The organism is Streptomyces violaceus (assembly GCF_036014075.1).
In the GTDB taxonomy this organism is placed as follows: domain Bacteria; phylum Actinomycetota; class Actinomycetes; order Streptomycetales; family Streptomycetaceae; genus Streptomyces; species Streptomyces violaceus.
In genome coordinates, this window is sequence record NZ_CP107911.1 from 6,335,947 (window position 1) to 6,355,513 (window position 19,567).

20 protein-coding genes are annotated in these 19,567 nt (G+C 70.7%); 14 read left to right on the forward strand and 6 right to left on the reverse strand.

Features of this window, described 5'->3' with window-relative positions; all coding sequences use genetic code 11:
• The first annotated feature begins 126 nt into the window (after nucleotides 1–126).
• Nucleotides 127–834: a hypothetical protein gene (locus OG542_RS28515; protein ID WP_328414444.1), complete on the forward strand. Its 708-nt coding sequence runs from the start codon at nucleotides 127–129 to the stop codon at nucleotides 832–834.
• A gap of 4 nt (nucleotides 835–838) precedes the next feature.
• Nucleotides 839–1,390, forward strand: coding sequence for a hypothetical protein (locus tag OG542_RS28520; RefSeq protein WP_328414446.1), 552 nt, complete (start codon nucleotides 839–841; stop codon nucleotides 1,388–1,390).
• A 10-nt stretch (nucleotides 1,391–1,400) separates the two neighbouring features.
• On the opposite strand, the gene OG542_RS28525 is transcribed toward OG542_RS28520, so the two are convergent.
• Nucleotides 1,401–1,808 carry a DnaJ family domain-containing protein gene (locus OG542_RS28525; protein WP_328414448.1) on the reverse strand — a complete coding sequence of 136 codons (408 nt, stop codon included), beginning with the start codon at nucleotides 1,806–1,808 and terminating at the stop codon, nucleotides 1,401–1,403.
• 115 nt (nucleotides 1,809–1,923) lie between these two features.
• Here OG542_RS28525 and OG542_RS28530 point away from each other — a divergent pair, with 115 nt between their 5' ends.
• Nucleotides 1,924–2,316 (forward strand): hypothetical protein, encoded by a 393-nt coding sequence (locus OG542_RS28530; RefSeq protein WP_328414450.1) that lies wholly within the window; start codon nucleotides 1,924–1,926, stop codon nucleotides 2,314–2,316.
• A gap of 30 nt (nucleotides 2,317–2,346) precedes the next feature.
• On the opposite strand, the gene OG542_RS28535 is transcribed toward OG542_RS28530, so the two are convergent.
• Nucleotides 2,347–3,018 carry an O-methyltransferase gene (locus OG542_RS28535; RefSeq protein ID WP_328414452.1) on the reverse strand — a complete coding sequence of 224 codons (672 nt, stop codon included), beginning with the start codon at nucleotides 3,016–3,018 and terminating at the stop codon, nucleotides 2,347–2,349.
• A gap of 104 nt (nucleotides 3,019–3,122) precedes the next feature.
• Nucleotides 3,123–4,493 (reverse strand): glycine betaine/L-proline transporter ProP, encoded by a 1,371-nt coding sequence (gene proP, locus OG542_RS28540; RefSeq protein WP_408057799.1) that lies wholly within the window; start codon nucleotides 4,491–4,493, stop codon nucleotides 3,123–3,125.
• 289 nt (nucleotides 4,494–4,782) lie between these two features.
• Between proP and OG542_RS28545 the strand changes: the two genes are divergently transcribed.
• From OG542_RS28545 to OG542_RS28565, 5 genes are all read left to right on the forward strand, one after another.
• Nucleotides 4,783–6,834: a bifunctional glycosyltransferase 87/phosphatase PAP2 family protein gene (locus tag OG542_RS28545; protein WP_328414454.1), complete on the forward strand. Its 2,052-nt coding sequence runs from the start codon at nucleotides 4,783–4,785 to the stop codon at nucleotides 6,832–6,834.
• A 213-nt stretch (nucleotides 6,835–7,047) separates the two neighbouring features.
• The gene (locus OG542_RS28550; protein WP_328414456.1) at nucleotides 7,048–9,417 is read left to right on the forward strand and encodes an MFS transporter; all 2,370 of its coding nucleotides are present in this window, start codon (nucleotides 7,048–7,050) and stop codon (nucleotides 9,415–9,417) included.
• A 139-nt stretch (nucleotides 9,418–9,556) separates the two neighbouring features.
• Entirely contained in the window at nucleotides 9,557–10,765 is a 1,209-nt protein-coding gene (locus tag OG542_RS28555; RefSeq protein ID WP_328414458.1) for an argininosuccinate synthase-related protein, read from the forward strand.
• 76 nt (nucleotides 10,766–10,841) lie between these two features.
• Nucleotides 10,842–11,573, forward strand: coding sequence for a 2OG-Fe dioxygenase family protein (locus tag OG542_RS28560; RefSeq protein ID WP_328414460.1), 732 nt, complete (start codon nucleotides 10,842–10,844; stop codon nucleotides 11,571–11,573).
• A gap of 47 nt (nucleotides 11,574–11,620) precedes the next feature.
• A complete protein-coding gene (locus OG542_RS28565) occupies nucleotides 11,621–12,589 on the forward strand; it encodes a DMT family transporter (protein WP_328414462.1) in 969 nt (322 codons plus the stop codon).
• Here the strand turns inward: OG542_RS28565 and OG542_RS28570 are convergent.
• Nucleotides 12,524–13,516 (reverse strand): helix-turn-helix transcriptional regulator, encoded by a 993-nt coding sequence (locus OG542_RS28570; RefSeq protein WP_328414464.1) that lies wholly within the window; start codon nucleotides 13,514–13,516, stop codon nucleotides 12,524–12,526. The genes OG542_RS28565 and OG542_RS28570 overlap by 66 nt on opposite strands.
• A gap of 296 nt (nucleotides 13,517–13,812) precedes the next feature.
• Here OG542_RS28570 and OG542_RS28575 point away from each other — a divergent pair, with 296 nt between their 5' ends.
• From OG542_RS28575 to OG542_RS28585, 3 genes are all read left to right on the forward strand, one after another.
• A complete protein-coding gene (locus OG542_RS28575) occupies nucleotides 13,813–13,950 on the forward strand; it encodes a hypothetical protein (RefSeq protein WP_328414466.1) in 138 nt (45 codons plus the stop codon).
• Between the two features lie 4 nt (nucleotides 13,951–13,954).
• The gene (locus OG542_RS28580; protein ID WP_328414468.1) at nucleotides 13,955–14,767 is read left to right on the forward strand and encodes a hypothetical protein; all 813 of its coding nucleotides are present in this window, start codon (nucleotides 13,955–13,957) and stop codon (nucleotides 14,765–14,767) included.
• 62 nt (nucleotides 14,768–14,829) lie between these two features.
• On the forward strand, nucleotides 14,830–15,357 hold the full coding sequence (locus OG542_RS28585; protein WP_328414470.1) for a hypothetical protein: 528 nt from the start codon (nucleotides 14,830–14,832) through the stop codon (nucleotides 15,355–15,357).
• An 8-nt stretch (nucleotides 15,358–15,365) separates the two neighbouring features.
• On the opposite strand, the gene OG542_RS28590 is transcribed toward OG542_RS28585, so the two are convergent.
• The gene (locus OG542_RS28590) at nucleotides 15,366–15,791 is read right to left on the reverse strand and encodes an ATP-binding protein (RefSeq protein WP_328414472.1); all 426 of its coding nucleotides are present in this window, start codon (nucleotides 15,789–15,791) and stop codon (nucleotides 15,366–15,368) included.
• Between the two features lie 93 nt (nucleotides 15,792–15,884).
• Between OG542_RS28590 and OG542_RS28595 the strand changes: the two genes are divergently transcribed.
• Nucleotides 15,885–16,733: a helix-turn-helix domain-containing protein gene (locus OG542_RS28595; RefSeq protein WP_328414474.1), complete on the forward strand. Its 849-nt coding sequence runs from the start codon at nucleotides 15,885–15,887 to the stop codon at nucleotides 16,731–16,733.
• Nucleotides 16,693–16,899, forward strand: coding sequence for a DUF397 domain-containing protein (locus OG542_RS28600; protein WP_328414476.1), 207 nt, complete (start codon nucleotides 16,693–16,695; stop codon nucleotides 16,897–16,899). The genes OG542_RS28595 and OG542_RS28600 overlap by 41 nt, the downstream gene beginning before the upstream one ends.
• Here OG542_RS28600 and OG542_RS28605 read toward each other — a convergent pair.
• Nucleotides 16,883–18,052: a steroid 3-ketoacyl-CoA thiolase gene (locus tag OG542_RS28605; protein WP_261679920.1), complete on the reverse strand. Its 1,170-nt coding sequence runs from the start codon at nucleotides 18,050–18,052 to the stop codon at nucleotides 16,883–16,885. The genes OG542_RS28600 and OG542_RS28605 overlap by 17 nt on opposite strands.
• A gap of 217 nt (nucleotides 18,053–18,269) precedes the next feature.
• Here OG542_RS28605 and OG542_RS28610 point away from each other — a divergent pair, with 217 nt between their 5' ends.
• Entirely contained in the window at nucleotides 18,270–19,505 is a 1,236-nt protein-coding gene (locus tag OG542_RS28610) for a cytochrome P450 (RefSeq protein WP_311125430.1), read from the forward strand.
• The last annotated feature ends 62 nt before the right edge of the window (nucleotides 19,506–19,567 follow it).

Genomic DNA, 19,567 nt, shown 5'->3' on the forward strand with positions numbered 1-19,567 from the left:
CCTACCGCGCCCGCAACCGGATATGTGTGACCGCCGTGTGCCGTTTGGGGGCGGGTTTCCGGGCTACCCGGTCGGCGAACCGGCTCGCGAGGAAGGCCGGTTGGGCCGAGAACCCGGAAGGCATCCATGTCCACTGGCCTGATCATTGCTCTGATCGTGATCGCGGCGGTCGTCGTCATCATCGCGGCAGCCATGACCCTGCGCGCCCGCGGGCCTCGTCGCGGCCCGAGCCTGAAGCGGCGCTTCGGACCCGAGTACGACCGGGCCGTCGCCCGCCACGACGGCGACGCCAAGGCCGCCGAGCGTGAACTCACCGAGCGCGTGCACCGCCACGGCGACCTGCGCGAGCGGGCGCTGGAACCGGCGCAGCGCGAGCGGTACGAGGCGCGCTGGACGGCCGCCCAGGAGCGGTTCGTCGACTCGCCGCGGGAGGCGGTCGCCGAGGCGGACCGGCTGCTCGCCGAGCTCGCCGGCGCCCGGGGCTTCCCGGACGGCGGCCAGTACGAGGAACAGCTCGCCGCGCTGTCCGTGCACCACGCCCCGCACGTCGACGGATACCGGCGCGTGCACCGTGCGGCACATCTGCGCGCGGAGGACGCCCGCGACGGCGGCACCGGTACGGAAGACATGCGGGAGGCCATGGTGGCGGCCCGCGCCCTGTTCGAGGAACTGATACGGCCGGCCCGCCACGACGGCGGAGCCGGACGGCACGAGGACCGACGGCACGAGGACCGACACCGCCGTGCCGGACTGAACGGCGGCCGCAAGGCCGCGACCACCCGCGGCGGGCACATGCCGTGGGCGATCAACCGACGTCAGGCGAAGGAGAGTTGAGACAATGTCCGACGTGACCCGACCGCCCGGCGAGAACACCGCCGCCGCCCCCGACGCCCGAGGCGAGAGCGCCCTGGGCACCGGCCACGGCACGCCCCCGCGCCCGGCCCGCACCGAAACGGGCCTCACCGAAACGGCCCGCGGTGACGCGCCCGGCACCGGCGCCGACGCCGAGCGCGCGACCGGCACGAACGCCCTCGGTGCCGAAAACGCGACCGGCACGAACGCCCTCGGTGCCGAAAAGGGGACGTCCGCCGGCGCCCGAGCCCACCTCTTCCCCCACGAGGAGACCGACAAGCTCGGCCTGCGGCTGCAGCACGCCGTCGCCGGGTTCGTCGACGGGCCCCGGGCCTCCGTCGAGGAGGCCGACCACGTGCTGGAGGAGATCGCGGCCCGGTTCACCGAGGCCGTGGCGCAGCGTCGCCGCACCCTGCGCCACTCCTGGCAGTCCGTCGAGAGCGGCGAGGGCAAGCCGGTGTCGAGCGCCGACACCGAGCAGCTCCGGCTGGCCCTGAAGGACTACCGCGAGCTGGCGGAGCGGCTCCTGCACGTGTGAGCGGCCCCGTTCACAGATCCGCCCGGCGCTCCCGCCACTGCCGTACGACGTCCTCGACGTCGTACGGCTTCTTACCGAGCGGGGGGCCGGGCGGCGGCTTGAACATCATCTCGCGGATCTTGTCGTTGATCTCCGTGATGATCTTCCGCGTGATCCGTTCCGAGGGCGCCGCGAGGGCCGCGGGCAGCGCGTCCTCGACCTCCTTGCGCAGCGCCAGTGCGGGTGGCAGGACGGAGAAGCCCTCGCGGGCCATCTTCCGCTTGATCCACCACAGTTCGTCGTAGGTGGCGTCCACGTCGGCCGGCAGCGGCTTGCCCGCCCCCGGCAACCGTTCGAACTCGCCGCGGGTCTCCGCATCGCGGATCTGTCTGTCGACCCAGGACTCGAAGTCGACGCCGGGAGGCTTTCGCTCGGTCATGAGGCCATTGTGCCGGACAGCGCGCAGTCGGGCGTTCTATCATGCGGCGGGCTCGGTGCCTGTCTGACACACAGGCCCTGACAGACCCACCAGGAACGTCTCAGGAGGAGCGCACGTGCTCGAACTCACCATGGCCGCCGTGTCCCCGGCGGAGGAGGGTGCCACGGCCGGCATGCTCATGGCCGACGCGCCCAGCGAGCCGGGTGCCGTGCTGCGGGTGGGCCGCGACAAGTCGGTGTGCCGGCTCTCGACGCCGGACGACTGGCTGTTCGTCTCCCGCGTCCATCTGGAGTTCCTGTGCGGACCCGAGGGGGCCTGGCAGCTGACCTGGCTGCGCGGCTCCCAGCCCGACCCGTCCTCCGAAGTCCGGCTGACGGTCGGGGAGTACGCCCAGCCCCTCGCCTACGGCGGCACCGTTCCGCTCCCCAGGGGCGGCAGCGGCGAGGTCATCATCCATGACCGCACCGCCCCGCGCAGCGTCAACGTGGGCTTCTACCACGAGGTCTGACCACGCCGAGAGGCCCACCCGAAGAAGGGCCTACGCCAGCACCCGCGCCACCGCGAACCCGTCGTAGCCCTTCGTGCCGACCGTCTGGATCGCCGTCCCGCTCAGCCTCGGATGGCTGCCGATCAGTTCGATCGCGGCGCGGGTGCCCACCACGTCCGAGGCCGTGCTGCCGGAGTCGGTCACGCGGCCGCCGCGGACGACGTTGTCGAGGACGATCAGGCTGCCCGTGCTGGTGAGCTTCACGGCCCACTCGACGTAGTGCGGGTTGTTGGCCTTGTCGGCGTCGATGAAGACCAGGTCGAACGGGGGCGGGTTCTCGTCGGCCAGCTTGGGCAGCGACTCCAGGGCCGGGCCGACCCGTACCTCGACCAGCTGGTCCAGCCCGGCGCGGGCGATGTTGCGGACGGCGACCTCGGCGTGCACCGGGTCGTACTCCAGGGAGACCAGCCGCCCGTCGGCGGGCAGGGCGCGGCCCAGCCAGATGGTGCTGTAGCCGCCGAGCGTGCCGATCTCCAGGATGTGGCGGGCGCCCTGGATCTGGGCGAGGAGCTGGAGGAGCTTGCCCTGGTTCCCCGCCACGTTGATGTGCGGAAGCCCGGCGGCGTCGCTGTCGCGCAGCGCCGCCGCCAGGTCTTCGTCGTCCGGGGCGAGGTGGGTGGTGAAGTAGGCGTCGACCTCGTCCCAGACGTGCGACTCGCTCATGCGCCACTACCTTTCGTACGCATAGTTAGATTCCCTAACTACTGGCGCTGTCGAAGATAGTTGGTGCGACGATCCGCTGCCAGGGGGATCTCACCCGGCGTGTCTCATCCCGCCACGGACGGTGCCGAGCCCGGCAGCGGGCGCCCCGCCGACTCCGTCATGCGCCACACCGCGAAACCGCCGATCACGGCCGCGGCCATCATGTAGTACGCGGGCATCATCATGTTCCCGGTCGCGCCGATCAGGGCCGTCACCACCAGCGGGGTCGTGCCGCCGAACAGCGACACGGAGACGTTGAAGCCGATGGAGAGCGAGCCGTAGCGGACCCGGGTCGGGAACAGCGCCGGGAGCGCCGAGGGCATCGCCGCCGTGAAGCACACCAGCAGCATGCCCAGCGCGCCCATGCCGAGCCCGACCGCGAGCAGACTGCCCTCGCGGATCAGCAGCAGGGCCGGTACGGACAGCAGCAGGAAGCCCGCACACCCGGCGGCGATCACCGGGCGGCGGCCGACGCGGTCGGTCAGCGCGCCCATGAACGGCTGGGCGATCATCATCAGCGCCATCACACCGAGGACGACGAGCAGACCGTGTGTCTCGTCGTAGTGGAGCTCGCTGGTCAGGTAGCTCGGCATGTACGACAGCAGCATGTAGTCGGTGACGTTGAAGACCAGCACCAGGCCGACGCAGAGCAGCAGCGCGCACCACTGGCCGGTGATCATCTCGCGCAGCGGCACCTTGGGCCGGTTCGTCTCGGCCTTCTCGACCTCGGCCGCGAACGCCGGGGTCTCCTCCAGGCGCATCCGCAGGTAGAGGCCGATGATGCCCATCGGGCCCGCGATCAGGAACGGGACGCGCCAGCCCCAGGAGGTCAGGTCGTCGGCGGAGAGCAGGGCGGTCATCAGGGTGACCAGGCCCGCGCCGCCGATGTAGCCGGCGAGGGTGCCGAACTCCAGCCAGCTGCCGAGGAAGCCGCGCCGCTTGTCGGGGGCGTACTCGGCGATGAAGGTGGAGGCGCCCGCGTACTCGCCGCCGGTGGAGAAGCCCTGCACGAGGCGGGCCACGAGGAGCAGGATCGGCGCGCCGACACCGATCGTCGCGTACGACGGGATCAGACCGATCGCGAAGGTGCCCGCGGCCATCATGATCATGGTGAGCGCGAGGACCTTCTGGCGGCCGACGCGGTCGCCGAGCGGGCCGAAGACCATGCCGCCGAGGGGGCGGACCAGGAAGGCCGCGGCGAAGGCGCCGAACGTGGAGAGCAGCTGCGCGGTGGGGTTGCCCGACGGGAAGAAGACCTTGCCCAGGGTGACCGCGATGTAGCTGTAGACGCCGAAGTCGAACCATTCCATCGCGTTGCCCAGCGCGGCCGCCTTCACGGCGCGCTTGACGAGCGCGGGGTCGGTGACGGTGGTGTCGTGGGCCTTCGCCGTGCGGCTCTTGAGCGCGGACGTGGGAGCAATGACTGAGGCAGTCACAAGACTCGCTCGCCTACCTTTCGACGGGGACGGGGACACGGTCCGCGCGGCGGCGCTGTCGAACGGGCCGAAAAAGCGACGATAGGCGGAAAACGCCCGCTCACGGGCGGTACGCCTTTCGTTGCAGGGGGCATCTAAATGCCCTGTACGCAGGCACGTATGCCTGGCTGGGAGCGGTCCCCGCGTGATCTTGATGTGATCCTTCTCGCGTCCACGAGAGGCAACCGCGCGTCTCGCGCACTATCGTCAACCGGATAAAGGGGGCATACAGGGTAAAGGCCGACGAGGCGTGACGAATGCGGAGCGCAGCGGACGACCGACGGAAGCCTTCGGAGCGACAGCCGTCGGCAGACCTCACGCACGCCTGCGCGTGGTGTGCCTCGGGCTGTGGCTGATCGTCGCCGTCCTCGCCGCACGGCAGGTGGCCGTCGTCCTCGGCACCCCGCGCGGGGAGCGGCTGACGGACCTGGAGACCTGGGTCGGGCCGAACGGCGTCCTGCAGGTGAACGGCTCGCTGTACGACTCGACCCGCTTCACCGGCACCCCCTTCCACGGGCTCGTCCTCAAGCCCCTCGCCCGTTCGGCCGAAGAGGCCCTCGGCTGGGGCTGGACCTTCGGCACGCTGCTGCTGGTCGCCGCCCTCGGCCTGATCGCCGCCCGCGCCCTGCCCCAACCCATCGGCCGCCGCACCGCACTGCTGGCCGCGCCCGTCGCCATCGGCCTGCTCATGCTGTCCCTGCCGGTCCGCAACACCCTGTGGCTCGGCCAGTCCAGCATCATCCCGGTCCTGCTCGTCCTGCTGGGCTGCTTCGTCGCCCACGGCCAGCGGACCAGCGGCATGCTCATCGGTGTCGCGGCGGCGCTCCAGCCCACACTGCTGCTCTTCACCCCCCTGCTGTGGTTCACCGGCCGCAGACGCGCCGCGCTCTCCGGCGGCGTCACCTTCGCCGCCTGCACCGCGCTCGCCTGGGCGGCGATGCCGCACGACTCCTCCGTCTACTGGGTCCACCACCTCGCCGGTGCCGGCCTCGGCGGCCGGGCCGGCGACCTCGGCAACCAGTCCCTGCACGGCGCCCTGCTGCGGCTCGGCCTGAACGGCCCCCTGGAGGTCGCGCTCTTCCTGGCCCTCGGCGCCGCCGTCGCCGTCCTGGCCCTGCGCCGCGCCGTGCGGTTCTTCGCCGACGGCCAGCTTCTCCTCGCCGTCGCGATCACCGGCTGCGCCGCCATCGCCGTCTCACCCACGGCCTGGCAGCACCAGCTGCTGTGGGTGCTGCTCGCGGTCGTCGGCCGGGCCGGCAGACGCGCCCGTGACCGGTACGTATGGCCCGTCGCCGTCGTCCTGGTCATGACCCTGCCGAGCAGGATGCTGCTGCCGGACATGGCGTCGCTGGACCCGCTGCGCACCGACCTCGTCCTGCTGGCCGCCCTGGCCGCCGCCGTGGCCGTTCCGTTCCTGTCCCGCGCCTCGCCCACCTACCAGTCGCCGATACCGACCGAGTACGCGCCCGCCGCCCCGGCCCGCTTCCGGCACGTGCCGCTGGTGCCCTTCCTGCGCCGGGTCCTCACCCGGCCGAACCTCCTTCTGGAGCTGCTCCTCCTCCGGGTCGCCTACGCCGCCTACTCCCAGGTCCGGCTCGCCGCCACCGGCGGCAGCGTCTCGGCCGGCCGGGCCGAGGCCGAGGAGCACGCCTGGCAGATCCTCGGCCTGGAACGCGCCCTGCACCTCGACATCGAGCACTGGGCCAACCACGCCGTGGTACGGACCGACTGGCTGCGGGCCTTCTCCGACTTCTACTACGAGTCGTTGCACTTCGTCGTCCCGCTGGCCGTCCTCGCCGTCCTGTACTGGCGCCGCCCCGCCGAGTACCGCTGGGCCCGCTCCGCCATCGGCTTCGCCACCCTGCTCGCCCTGGCCGGCTTCTGGCTCTACCCGCTGGCCCCGCCGCGGCTGATGCCGACGCTCGGCTTCATCGACACCGTCCACGGCGTCCAGGACTTCTCCCAACCCGACTACGGCACGCTCACGGACGTCACCAACCAGTACGCGGCCATGCCGTCGCTGCATTTCGGCTGGTCGCTGTGGTGCGGCGTCGTGATCGCCGTCCTGGCGCGCCGGTGGTGGACGAAGGCGCTCGGTCTGCTGCATCCGCTGCTCACCGGCTCCGCGATCGTCGTGACGGCCAACCACTGGGTGCTGGACGCGGCCGGGGGAGCGGTGGTGGTCGGGGCGGGCTTCGCGCTGACGTATCTGCTGTCCGGGCCCAGGGCGGCCACCGCCGTGCGCCGGGCGTCCCGGGCGGCGGATCCGAGCACCGGCCGCTCGGCCAGTTCCGTCGGCTGACGCACCGCACCGGCCGGATCAGCGTGTCGGAAAACCGTCGAAAGCGCCCTCCGCATGTCGGTTTTCCGCACCCGGGCGGGCCCTGGCTGGCTCTCGGCGGCGTGTGGCTGAAAGGTGTGCCTCGCTGTCCACCCGAACATCGACATGGAGGGTTTTGTGAACCTGGCAACGACGGCTGACGGACCTCGGCGGAGTCCGAAAGCCACACTCCTGATGGCCTGCATCGGGGTGTTCGTCGCCTACCTGCCGGTCACCACCGTCTCCGTGAGTCTCCCCGCGATCCAGCGGGACCTGCACGCCTCGACCTCCCAACTGTCCTGGGTCTCGGACGCGTTCGTGCTGCCCATGGCCGCGCTCATCCTGACGGCCGGGGTCGTCGGAGACGTGCACGGCCGCAAGAAGGTCTTCCAGGCCGGCCTGCTCTTCTCGGCCGCCGGGGCCGCCGTCGCGATGAGCGCGCAGTCCGTCCAGGTGCTGTGGGCCGGCCAGGCGCTGGCCGGGACGGGCGCGGCGGCGCTGCTGCCCACCACACTGGCGCTGATCAGCCACGCGGTGCCCAACCCCCACGAACGCGCCAAGTTCGTCGGACTGTGGGCCGCCGCCCTCTCGCTGGCGCTGGCCGTCGGCCCCCTCATGGCGGGCGTGATCCTCGACCACACCGCCTGGCACTGGATCTACCTGCCCGCCATACCCGTGGCCCTCCTCACCATGGCCCTCGCCGTGCCGCTGGTCGCCGACTCGCGGGCCCCCGGCTCGCGCAAGCTGGACTGGCCCGGCCAGTTCACCGCCGCACTGACCATCACCGCGCTCGTCTACGGCGTGATCGAGGGCGGCGCACAGTCCTTCTCCGAGCCCGAAGTCATCGTCGCCCTGGCCCTCGCGGCCGTCGGCGCCCTCGCCTTCGTCCTGGCCGAACGGTGCAGCCCCAGCCCGATGCTGGACCTGACGCTGTTCCGCAGCGCCGCGTTCAGCGCGACCACGCTCATCGCGATGATCAGCTTCCTGGGCCTGATCGGCTTCTTCTTCGTCCTCAGCCTCTACTTCGGCATGGTGCAGCGGCTCGACACCCTGGACGCGGGCTACCGCATGCTGATGGTGACGGCGGTGAGCCTGCTCGTCGGAGTCGTCGTCGGACCGCTGATGCGGCGCATCCCGGCCCGCGCCCTGATCACCACCGGCCTCCTGGCCGCCACGGCCGCGCTGCTGTCCCTGACCGCGCTCGACGCGCACACCGCGTTCGGGCCGCTGGCCTGGCGCCTGGCCCTGCTCGGCCTCGGCATGGGCCTGGTCATCACCCCCATGACCGCCACCGCCGTGGCGTCCGTGCCGCATCACCTGGCCGGTATGGCGGCGGCGGGCAACAACGCCTTCCGGCAGGTCGGCGGCGCCCTCGGCCCCGCCGTCCTCGGCACGTTGCTGACCACCAGGGCCACCGACGCTCTGCCCGGTCACCTCGCCGACGCCGGCGTGAACGGAGCGACGGCCCATCAGGTCACCGCCGCTGTGGACGCCGCCGGACTGGGGGCGGTGGCCCAGCTGGACCTGGGAGCCGACACCGGCCGCGCCCTGGGCGCCCTGTCCGAGTCCTTCCTCGACGGCCTCCAGCTCTGCCTGATCGTCGCCGCGTCCCTGGCGCTGCTGGCGGCGCTGGTCGGGGCGGTGCTGCTCCGCAAGCCGAAGCCGAAGCCGAAGCCGGAGCCGGTGTCCGAGCCGGAGCCGGTGTCCGTGCCGGAGCTCGCGTCCGAGTCCGCGTCCGAGTCCGCGTCCGAGTCCGCGTCCGAGTCCGCGTCCGTGTCCGGGCCCGCGCATGCCGCCGCGCACGGCCCGATGGTCACCGGCCGGGTGAGCGACGGCGCCGGTAACGTCATGGAAGGCGCCACGCTCACCCTGATCTCCCTGGCCGGGCGCCAGGTCGGCCGGGCAGTGGCCCACGACGCCGGCCGCTACCGGCTGACCGCCCCCCGGGCGGGTTCGTACGTCCTGATCGCGGCGGCGGACGGTCACCAGCCCCAGGCCACCACGCTCACGCTCGGCGAGGAGCCGCTGCCCCACGACGTGGTCCTGTCCGGCGGCAGCGGCCTCGCGGGCACGGTGGCCACGGCCGACGACAGGCTGCCGGTGGAGGGCGCGACGGTCGTCGTGACGGACATCCGCGGCGACGTCCTGGCCACGGCCATGACGGACATGACCGGCGCGTTCGGCTTCGGCCACCTGCCCGCCGGCGACCTCACGATCGCCGTGAACGCCCCCGGCTACCGCCCGGCCGCGCTCCCCGTGATGTCCGGCGCCCCGACCACCGGCCTCGAGGTGCTGCTGCAACCCGGCGCGCGGTTGCAGGGCGTCGTCCGCGCGGGGAACGGCAGCAACCCCGTGGCCGACGCCCGCGTCACCCTCGTCGATGCCGCCGGGAACGTCGTGGGCACCGCCATCACCGGCACGGACGGCGCCTACGCCTTCACCGACCTGGACGCGGGCGACTACTCCCTGATCGCCAGCGGATACGGGCCCGTCGCCACGACCGTCACGGTCGACGGACGGAGCCCGAACGACGTCCACCCGCAGCTGGCTCATCAGGACAACTGACGGCGTCTCTGGTTACTCCCTGGCCGGGCGGCGTTTCCGGGTCCGGTCATGGCCGGGCACGGACGCCGGAATCCGTTGTCGGGTGCTTCCCGGCACGGAAGTCTTCTCCCCTGTGACCAGTGCAGAGGTTGAAGAGGCCATGCGTGCCCCGCTCATACGTTCCTTCTCGCAGCTCGGCTCCCTGGACCCGGACCGCCCCGTCGTGACCCTGTTCAGCGGCGGACTCGACAGTTCGTATCTGCTGCTGCGGCTGCGGCGGATGGGCATCCGCGAGGTGCACGCCGTGAGCGTCGACATCGGCGAGGACGAGTCCAGCACCTACAAACGCCAGGTGGCCGAAGCGCTCGGCGCGACGATCCACATCCTCGACCGGCGTGCCGAGTTCGCCGACCGGTACGTGGCTCCCGCGATCGCCGCCCAGGCCGTCTACCTCGGTATCCACCCCGTCAGCTCCACGCTGAGCCGCCCATTGATCGCCCACAGCGCGGTCGGACTGGCCCGTGCGCTCGGCGCGCAGGCCGTGCTGCACACCGCCAACCGCTCCCAGAACACCCTGCGCCGCCTCAACGGGGCGCTGGCGCTGCTCGGTTACAAGGGCGCGTTCGGCAGCCCGTACGATCTCGATCCCGTCACTCGCGACGACAAGCTCGTCGAACTGCGCGCCGCCGGCATCGATCTGCTCGCCGGGCGGATCGTCAGCGGCGACTCCAACCTGTGGTGCCGCGAGTTCGAGTCGGGCATCCTCGACGACCCCGAACTCCACGAGGTCCCCGAAGAGATGTACACCTGGAGCCGGCCGACCGCCCGACCCGGCGACACCGACACCCTGACCGTCACCTTCGAACACGGGCTGCCCGTCGCGCTCGACGGCGAACCGCTGCCGCTGACCGGGCTGGTCGAGCGGCTCAACCGGCGGGTCGGGGCGTACGGACTCGGCCGCTACTCCGGCCTCGAGCACCTCGATCACGGCGAGAAGGTCCTCGAGATCCGTGAGATGCCCGCCGCCTGGCTCCTGCTCAGCAGCTACCGGCACATCGAGAGCGCCTGCCTGGACGCCGAACTCATCCGCGAGAAGCGGCATCTGGAACAGGTCTGGACGCGGGAGGCCCTCGAGGGCCGCTGGTTCGGCGAACTTCGGCTCGCGACCCAGGTGTTCATCGACGCCTGCGCCGCCCGCACCACCGGGTCCGTGACCTGGCGGCTGCGCACCGGAGGCGCCGACACGCGCTCCATCGCCGTCGGATCACCGCTCTATCTGCGTGACCGGGAGCAGTGGGAGGAGCGGGCGATCAGCGCGGAGTCGGCGCCGTTCGTCCCTGCGGCGGAGTCCGTTCTCGCCACCGTCTGAGTGCCCTCCCGCCCTTCTCATCATCTCCCCCTCCCCGCCTCGTCCCCTCGTCCTCTCTCCTCCCATGGAGTACGCCATGACCACTGCCGCCATCCATCACCCCGCCGCCGTCGATGCCGTCAACGCCCTTGCCGGGCCCGGCGGTCATCTGATGCCCGCCGCACAGCTCTCCGCGCTGGCCGGTGTCGGCGCCGCCGACTGGGCGCGCTTCGCCGCCCACTGGGACGAGCTCACCCTAGACACGTACATGGCCGACGGAGGCACCTACCGGTTCCGTCGCTACGGACAGTTCGAGCTCGACCCTGCCGAGGGCGAACTCACCCTGCTGCCGCACGCGCCGTACCGTCAGGAGTCGGACATCAATCCGCTCAACGGCGGCGTCGAGCGCGTATTCGACCCGCTGACCGAGTCCTTCGCCGGTGACCCGCTGTTGCGCTCCGTCCTCGTCGAACTCGGCCGGATCTTCACCGCAGTCGACGGCACAGCGTCGTGGAACGTGAAACTGCACCCGTACCGCATCAGCGCCTCCACGGACCAGCAGGGCCAGCCGGCGCCCGAGGGCCGGCACCGTGACGGCGTCACCTTCATCACCTCGCTGCTGATCGGCCGCAGCAATGTCACCGGCGGTGAGAGCGGCGTCTACTCCGACGAGGGTGAACACCTGCTCACGGTTACCCTGTCCGAGCCCGGTGACCTGCTGCTGGGCGACGACCGCCGCACGCTGCACTCGGTGACCCCGGTGCAACCGGTGGACCCCGAACTCGCCGCTCACCGCGACGTCCTGGTGATCGCCTACACCGCGCGCTGAGCCCGCTCCAGCCCCACACCTCATCGTCCGCCGCCCTAGGAGTCCCCATGACCGTCAACGCGGCCCGCCGCGCCTGGCTGACCGATCTGCCCGTCCTGCTGGTCGCGGTGGTGTGGGGCTCCAGTTATCTCGCCGCCAAGGACATCACCACGACCCAAACCGTCCTGGCCGTGCTCGTTCTGCGGTTCGGGGTGGTGCTGCCGGTCCTGGTCGTCACCGGGTGGCGCAAGCTGCGGGCGCTCGACGGGGCACAGATACGGGGCGCCGGCGTCCTCGGGCTGATCCTGTCCGGGATCTTCCTCCTGGAGACGTACGGCGTCGTGCACACCTCTGCGACCAACGCCGGTCTCATCATCAGCCTCACCATGATCTTCACGCCGCTCGCGGAGAGCCGGCTCACCGGCACCCGGCCCTCCCGGTCGTTCGCCGCGGCAGCGGGGCTCTCGGTGCTGGGTGTCCTGCTCCTCACCCAGGGCGCCGGGTTCAGCGCACCGTCCCTCGGCGATCTGCTGATGCTGGGCGCGGCCGTGGCCCGTACCGTGCACGTCCTGGCGATGTCGCGCATGCGGTCGGTGCAGGGTGCGGATGCGCTGTCGATGACCACGGTGCAACTGGGCAGCGCGGTCATGGTGTTCGCGCTGTTGTTCGCGGCGCCCGGTACCGGAAGCACCCCGTGGGCGGCCGCGGCGGACTTCGACACCGGGGACTGGCTCGGACTGCTCTACCTGTCGGCGTTCTGCACCCTGTTCGCGTTCTTCGTGCAGATGTGGGCCGTACGCCGGACATCGCCCTCCCGGGTCAGCCTGCTGCTCGGCACCGAGCCGGTGTGGGCCGCCGTCTTCGGAATCGCACTCGCCGGGGACCGGCCCGGATGGCTGGGGCTGCTGGGCGCGCTCCTCGTGCTCGCGGGCACGGCATGGGGCCGCAGCGCGGCCGCCGTGCGGCAGACGTCAGTCGTCGAGCCAGCCGAGCCGGACGGCGCAGACACCGGCCTGGAATCGGCTGGCCGTTCCTAACCGTTCGGTCAGTTCGGAGACGAGGCGGCGGACCGTGCGCTCGGAGACCCCGAGCTTGCGGGCCATCGCCTCGTCGGTGAGTCCGCCCCCGAGCATCCGCACCAGCTCGCGGTGGCGGCCGGTCGGGTGCCAGTCGCCCTCGGGGCTGTCGGTCGCGGACTCGGTCAGCACGGTGGCACTGGCCCAGCAGTGCTCGAAGATCCCCCGGAACACCCCGACCAGCGTCTCGCCGCGCAGCACTACGGCGGCGATCTCCCCGTCCGATGTCTGGGACGCGGGCACGATCGCCAGCGAGCGGTCCACCACGATCAGCCGCAGCGGCAGGGTGTGCGCGGTGCGGACCTGGGCGCCCGCGCCGTTCAGCCGCCGCAGATAGGCCGTCATGTGCGGAGCGGTGGCCGCCGAGCTCAGATGGATCGTACGCATCCGTACGCCGCGGCCCAGTACGATCCGGTCGCGTTCGAGTCCTGCCTCGACCATCCCGGCGGGCAGCGCGCGGCCGGGGTGCAGCGAGAGAACCTCCTCCTCCGCCCGCCGCGAGGCGTCCTCCAGGACCGCCGACACGTTGGCCATACCATTCACCACCTCCATCTGCGCGGAGGCCAGGTCACGGGCGTGCACCGGCTGGAAGTCCGCTAAGACCTGGGCGAGCGAGGAGCGTGTCTGCCGGACGGTGGTCAGCAGGGCGTTCGTGTGCTGTTCCTCGTCGAGGAGCAGCTTGCGCAGCGCCGTGTCCGGGGCGAGCGCCGTCCAGCCGTTGCGGTTGTCCGAGGACGGTACGAACAGGCCGAGTTCGCCGAGCAGCCGGAGCGCCTCGGCGAGTTCCGTCCCGCTCCAGCCGCGGTTCTCGGTGAGAGTCTCCGGGCGCCAGGCCGCGTTGTCGAGAGCGAGCCGGTAGAGCTCCTGTGCTCGGGCGCGTGCGTCCACGTGGAATCGTCCCCCTACTGATTCACGAGCGCCATCCCCCTGACGCTCCGTCGGGGATCTTAAGAACGGTTCCGCCCATCGGAAAAGCCGCGGTCCGCTATACGGACAGCCGGAGGGTCCCACGCCGTGCCCCGGCCGTCGTCCGCCCCTGGCCATGGCCGGTCCCGGAACTCCCCTCGCCGTAGCCGCGAACGGCCTCGCCACAACATGCTGAGCCCCCGGCGTTCGCCGCCGACCACACACCCGACGACCGTCGAAAACGACGACCTTTCGGACGACAATCCAGGGGGACCCTCATGTCTGCTCCTTCTCACCTGCTCCGTGGCCTGTTCGCGGTGCTCGCCACGGCCCTCGTCCTCGGTGGCGCGCCGAGCACCACGACGAACGGCACCGAGGCCGTGGCCGCGAGCAGCGACTCGCTGATCTGGGGATGAGCCGATGGCCGGACCGAGAGTCGCCGTCGTCGCACCGCTGACCGGTCCGCGTACGGACTGGGGAGCGGCCCTTCTCGGCCATCTGGAACGGGTCAGAGCGGCCCGCCCGGACGCCGCCGAGTGGCATGTGTATGACGAGGCGCCGGAGGTCGCCCGTACTGTCGCCGCTGCCGGTTATGCGGCGGTCGTCGGTCACGCCGACGCGGAGGGGGCCCGCCGAGCCCTGCCGGTCTACCAGGCCGCGGGGCTGACCTGTCTGCTGCCCTTCGTACGGGTCGGGGCGCCCGCACTGAGCTGGGCACCCGACGGGGACGCGCTGGCCCGCAGGATCGTCGAGGGAGCGCTGGCCCTGGGGGTGGACGCGCTCGCCGTCGCCCAGGACGAGGAGCCCGGCTGGGCGGCGCTCGGGCTCGCGGTCGGCGAGGAGGCCGGGCGGGCGGGGCTCGCGCCGGGCCCCGGTGGCGCGCTGGCGGTGCTGGCACCACAGGACCGGTTCGCGCGCTTCGCACAGGGCGCGGGTCCCGTCCTCACCCCGACGGACTGCGGGCTGGTCTCCTTCGCTCAGCTGCGCCACGCGGCATCGGACCGCGAGGTGTGGGCCGTCCACCCCCAGATGTGCGCGGCACGCCGGGTCAGAGCCGCCGTCACGGCACTCGCGCAGGCACTGTCCGAGGCTCCAGCGCTGCGCGGTAGAGCACTGATGGATGCAGTACGAGTCCGCTCGGGAACCCTGCTCAGCGCCGAGGGAGCCCCTCTGGGCGACGGCTGGCTGATCTCCCGGCTGCCGTGGGCGTGCAGGGCGGGTACCCCGCTCTGACCCGGCACGGGGGCCTGCTCGGGATACACTGCGCCGCTCCACCCTGACTGGAGGTCACCTGAGTGTTCCCCGCACGGGTACGTGCCGGTGCTCCGTCGGCTCTGGCGATTCTCGCCCTGTCCGGCTGCTCTGCCGCCTGGGGCTGCACCGACACGACTGCGGAGCGCGGTGAGGCCGGTGTCAGGGTGCAGGTCGAGGACACGTCCGGGCGGCTTCTCGGCGTCACCGCCGAGGTCGTCGACTGGCGTCTTGAGCCCCACCCGCAGGTGCCCTCCGGGGGAGACCAGGTCCACTTCCGCTACCGCTTCGACGGCGCCGACGAGATGTCCCTTGCTGCGGTGGACGCCTGCGCGGTCGATGAGGAGCGCGTGGCGTTGGGGTGTCAGACGGTCTATTCGTCCGAGGCGATCGGGCCGGTCGGTGACCTCAGGGGCGACGACTGGCTCGCCGTCGAGCACCCTGAGCGGGTTGCCGAAGTGCTTTTGATCCCCAATGACCAGTCCTACGTCGGACGAACCTGCGAGCAGGACATCAAGGACGGTGGTGGGCTGCATCCTCCGGAACCAGCCGGCGTGGGGGACCAGCTGTAAGCCGTCCTTCAGTTGGTGAGCCGGCGGTGGCATTGGAGCCCCTCTGTTCCGCACTCGAACCACACGGTCTTCCCGCCCTCACTCCACACCGACACGCCCCACTTGTCGGCCATCGCGTCCAGCAGGAGCAGTCCCCGGCCGTTCTCGGAGTCAGGATCCACTCGGGGCGGGGAGACGGGCAGTCGGTTGCTGCCGTCCGTGACCTCCACCCGTACGCCCGTCGGCTGCCGCAGCAACAGCAGCGCGCAACGCCGGTCCGGGACATGCCGTACGACGTTCGCGAGCAGCTCGGTCACGCCGAGTTCGACGGCGTCGGACAGCTCGGGCATGCCCCACTCGCCGAGGAACGAGCGGACGATACGGCGGATGTGCCGAGCGGCGTGCGAGCCGACGGTGAGGCGGATCGTGTACTGGGCGGAAAAGTATTCGTTCACAGGACAAGGCTGACGTGCGGTGACTACTCTCGGCTACGGAACGGATACAACCGGTCTTGTAGTGGGCCGTGTTGCGTGAGAGGGGCTTCTGCCGTGACCCACATCAACGCCCTTGACCCGGGTGCGTCGCCGCTCGACTACTACGGCTTCGAGTTGCGGAGATACCGGGAGGCCGCCGGGCTGACACAGAAACAGCTCGGGGAGATCCTCAACTACACCGGCTCGCTCGTCGGCCAGATCGAAACGGCCCGGAAGCTTCCGACGCCGGAGTTCAGTCAACGGGCGGATGCGGCGCTGGAGACGGGAGGGCAGCTGTACCGGCTGGTCGATCTGGTGTTGCGTAGTCAGCTTCCGGCCTGGTTCCAACAGGTGGCGGAGTTGGAGGCGCGGGCCACCGAGATCTGTACGTTTCAGACTCACGTGGTGCATGGGCTCCTCCAGACGCGGGAGTACGCACGTGCCGTGCTCGGTGTGCTGGATCAGGCCGACCTCGACGACCGCACGGCCGTCCGGCTGGCCCGCCAGCGCATCTTCGAGAAGGAGGAGCCGCCGGTCCTGTGGCTGGTCATCAGTGAGGCGGCCCTGTACCAGGAGATCGGTGGCTCAGAGACCATGCGAGGTCAACTGGCCCATTTGTTGTCCTTCGCGCACAACCCTCGGATCAACATCCAAGTGCTCCCATTTTCCGCCGGGGCGCACGCGGGTCTCCAAGGCGCATTCAACCTCTATCGGTTCGATCGCGACCCGGACATTGTCTATACCGAGGGGTATGGCAGCGGGCATCCGACCGCGAATCCGGACACCGTCAAGGACTGCTCGCTCCGTTACGATCATCTTCAGGCCGCCGCGCTCTCCCTCAGGGATTCGGCGGAGTTGATCCGGCGACTGATGGAGGAACGCTATGGCGAGCAACGCGGTTCCGGAGGGGATCCTGTGGCGTAAGTCCAGCTACAGCGGTGACCAGGGCGGTGATTGTGTAGAGGTCGGCGAAGCCTCTGCCACCGTCGCTATACGCGACTCCAAGACCCCGGCGGGACCGATCCTCACCCTCGACCCCGCCACATTCACCACCTTCATCAACTGGACGACGACTACAACCGCTGAATGATCGTGCCGGTGGCCAAACCGCCCCCCGCACACATCGTGATCAGCGCGAACTCCTTGTCCGCGCGCTCCAGTTCATGAAGCGCCGTCGTGATGAGCCGGGCCCCGGTGGCTCCCACCGGGTGCCCGAGCGCGATCGCGCCCCCATTCACGTTCACCTTCTCCAGGTCCTGCTCGAAGACCTGCGCCCAGCTCAGCACCACGGACGCGAACGCCTCATTGATCTCGACGAGGTCGATGTCCTTGAGGGACATCCCGGCCTTGCCCAGCACGGCGTTCGTCGCGTCGATCGGTCCGTCCAGGTGGAAGTGAGGGTCGGAACCGACCAACGCCTGTGCCACGATCCTGGCCCTGGGCCTCAGCTTCAGGGCCCTGGCCATCCTCTTCGACGCCCACATGATCGCCGCCGCCCCGTCGGAGATCTGCGACGAGTTGCCGGCCGTATGCACCGCCGTCGGCATGATCGGCTTCAAGGAAGCGAGCGCTTCCGGCGACGTGTCGCGCAGACCCTCGTCCTTGTCGACCAGCCGCCACATGCCCTGCCCGGCGTGCTGTTCCTCCTCGGTCGTGGGGACCTGGACGGCGAAGGTCTCTCGTTTGAAGCGTTCCTCCGCCCAGGCGTGCGCGGCTCGTTCCTGGGAGGCGAGGCCCAGCGCGTCGACGTTCTCCCGGGTGAGGCCACGGTGGCGGGCGATCCGCTCGGCCGCCTCGAACTGGTTCGGCAGGTCCACGTTCCACTCGTCGGGGAACGGCTTCCCGGGCCCGTGCTTCGAGCCCGACCCCAGCGGCACCCGGGACATCGACTCCACGCCGCACGAGATGCCGACGTCGATCACTCCGGTGGCGACCATGTTGGCCAGCATGTGCGAGGCCTGCTGCGACGACCCGCACTGTGCGTCGACGGTCGTCGCGGCCGTCTCGTACGGCAGCCCCATCGTGAGCCAGGCCGTGCGCGCGGGGTTCATGGACTGCTCGCCGGCGTGCGTGACCGTACCGCCGACGATTTGTTCGACGCAGTCGGCGGGGATGCCGGTGCGGCCGAGGAGTTCGCGGTAGGTCTCGCCCAGCAGGTAGGCGGGGTGCAGTTGGGCGAGCGCGCCGCCGCGCTTGCCGATGGGCGTGCGTACGGCTTCGACGATCACGGGTTCGGCAGCCATGGGTGCGGGTCCTCTCCGGGAGGCTACGCGGAACTAGTACGCGTTCTAGTTCTGCCAGCAGTGTGCTGACGGTCACTCCGTGACCGCAAGGGTTGTGCGGGCAATTGGGGGGCCCATGCCTCTTGCTAGTTGTAGAACCCGTTACTACCGTCACCGCAACTCCGCACAGCTGATGGGCCGTCAGAACAAGAGTCGGTACGAGTGGTGGGAGCCGCCCATGCCCTGTCCCGCGCTGCCCGACGGGTTCGACTTCACCGACCCGGACCTGCTGCATCAACGCGTGCCCCTGCCGGAGTTCGCCGAGCTGCGCCGGGTCGAGCCGGTCTGCTGGGTGCCGCAGTCGGCCAATGTCGCCGGTTTCCAGGACGAGGGGTACTGGGCCGTCACCCGGCACGCCGACGTCAAGTACGTCTCCACGCACCCGGAGTTGTTCTCGTCGTACCTCAACACGGCGATCATCCGCTTCAACGAGCACATCGACCGGGACTCCATCGACGCCCAGCGGTTCATCCTGCTCAACATGGACCCGCCGGAGCACACGCGGGTCCGGCAGATCGTGCAGCGCGGGTTCACGCCCCGGGCGATCCGCGCCCTGGAGGAACGGCTGAGGGCCCGGGCCCTCGCGATCGTCGCGAACGCCCGCACGCACACCGGGCCGTTCGACTTCGTCACCCAGGTCGCCTGCGAACTGCCCCTCCAGGCGATAGCGGAGCTGATGGGCGTCCCGCAGGAGGACCGGGACAAGATCTTCGACTGGTCCAACAAGATGATCGCGTACGACGATCCCGAGTACGCCATCACCGAGGAGGTCGGCGCCGAGTCGGCCACGGAGATCATCGCCTACGCGATGAACATGGCCGCCGACCGCAAACAGTGCCCCGCCCATGACATCGTCACGCAACTGGTCGCGGCGGAGAACGAGGGCAACCTCAACTCGGACGAGTTCGGCTTCTTCGTGCTGATGCTGGCCGTCGCGGGCAACGAGACCACCCGCAACGCCATCACCCACGGCATGCACGCCTTCCTCACCCACCCCGAGCAGTGGGAGCTGTACAAGAGGGACCGCCCCTCGACGACGGCGGAGGAGATCGTGCGCTGGGCGACCCCGGTCGCCGCCTTCCAGCGCACCGCCACCCAGGACACCGAGCTGGGCGGCAAGCGGATCCGCAAGGGTGACCGGGTGGGGCTGTTCTACGCCTCGGCCAACCACGATCCCGAGGTCTTCGACGAGCCGGACGACTTCGACATCACCCGCGATCCCAACCCGCACCTCGGTTTCGGCGGGGGCGGTCCGCACTACTGCCTGGGCAAGTCCCTCGCCGTGCTGGAGATCGACCTGATCTTCAACGCCATCGCCGACGCCATGCCGGGGCTGCGGCTGGTCGACGACCCGCGCCGGCTGCGGTCGGCGTGGATCAACGGTGTGAAGGAACTCCGCGTGAGCACGGGCTGACGAGGCTCGGCGGGCAGGGCGAAGGCGACGGCCCCGGGGATCAGGGGGCCGCCGCCTTCGGT

Excerpts from the sequence above, each read along its gene's own strand:
- OG542_RS28535 (WP_328414452.1), bottom strand. The coding sequence starts at position 3,018 with ATGAGCGAGTCGCACGTCTGGGACGAGGTCGACGCCTACTTCACCACC.
- OG542_RS28575 (WP_328414466.1), top strand. The coding sequence starts at position 13,813 with ATGTCTGCTCCTTCTCACCTGCTCCGTGGCCTGTTCGCGGTGCTCGCC.
- OG542_RS28610 (WP_311125430.1), top strand. The coding sequence starts at position 18,270 with ATGCCCTGTCCCGCGCTGCCCGACGGGTTCGACTTCACCGACCCGGAC.
- OG542_RS28565 (WP_328414462.1), top strand. The coding sequence starts at position 11,621 with ATGACCGTCAACGCGGCCCGCCGCGCCTGGCTGACCGATCTGCCCGTC.
- OG542_RS28580 (WP_328414468.1), top strand. The coding sequence starts at position 13,955 with ATGGCCGGACCGAGAGTCGCCGTCGTCGCACCGCTGACCGGTCCGCGT.
- OG542_RS28515 (WP_328414444.1), top strand. The coding sequence starts at position 127 with ATGTCCACTGGCCTGATCATTGCTCTGATCGTGATCGCGGCGGTCGTC.
- OG542_RS28555 (WP_328414458.1), top strand. The coding sequence starts at position 9,557 with ATGCGTGCCCCGCTCATACGTTCCTTCTCGCAGCTCGGCTCCCTGGAC.
- OG542_RS28600 (WP_328414476.1), top strand. The coding sequence starts at position 16,693 with ATGGCGAGCAACGCGGTTCCGGAGGGGATCCTGTGGCGTAAGTCCAGC.
- OG542_RS28550 (WP_328414456.1), top strand. The coding sequence starts at position 7,048 with ATGGCCTGCATCGGGGTGTTCGTCGCCTACCTGCCGGTCACCACCGTC.
- OG542_RS28525 (WP_328414448.1), bottom strand. The coding sequence starts at position 1,808 with ATGACCGAGCGAAAGCCTCCCGGCGTCGACTTCGAGTCCTGGGTCGAC.
- OG542_RS28520 (WP_328414446.1), top strand. The coding sequence starts at position 839 with ATGTCCGACGTGACCCGACCGCCCGGCGAGAACACCGCCGCCGCCCCC.
- OG542_RS28605 (WP_261679920.1), bottom strand. The coding sequence starts at position 18,052 with ATGGCTGCCGAACCCGTGATCGTCGAAGCCGTACGCACGCCCATCGGC.
- OG542_RS28560 (WP_328414460.1), top strand. The coding sequence starts at position 10,842 with ATGACCACTGCCGCCATCCATCACCCCGCCGCCGTCGATGCCGTCAAC.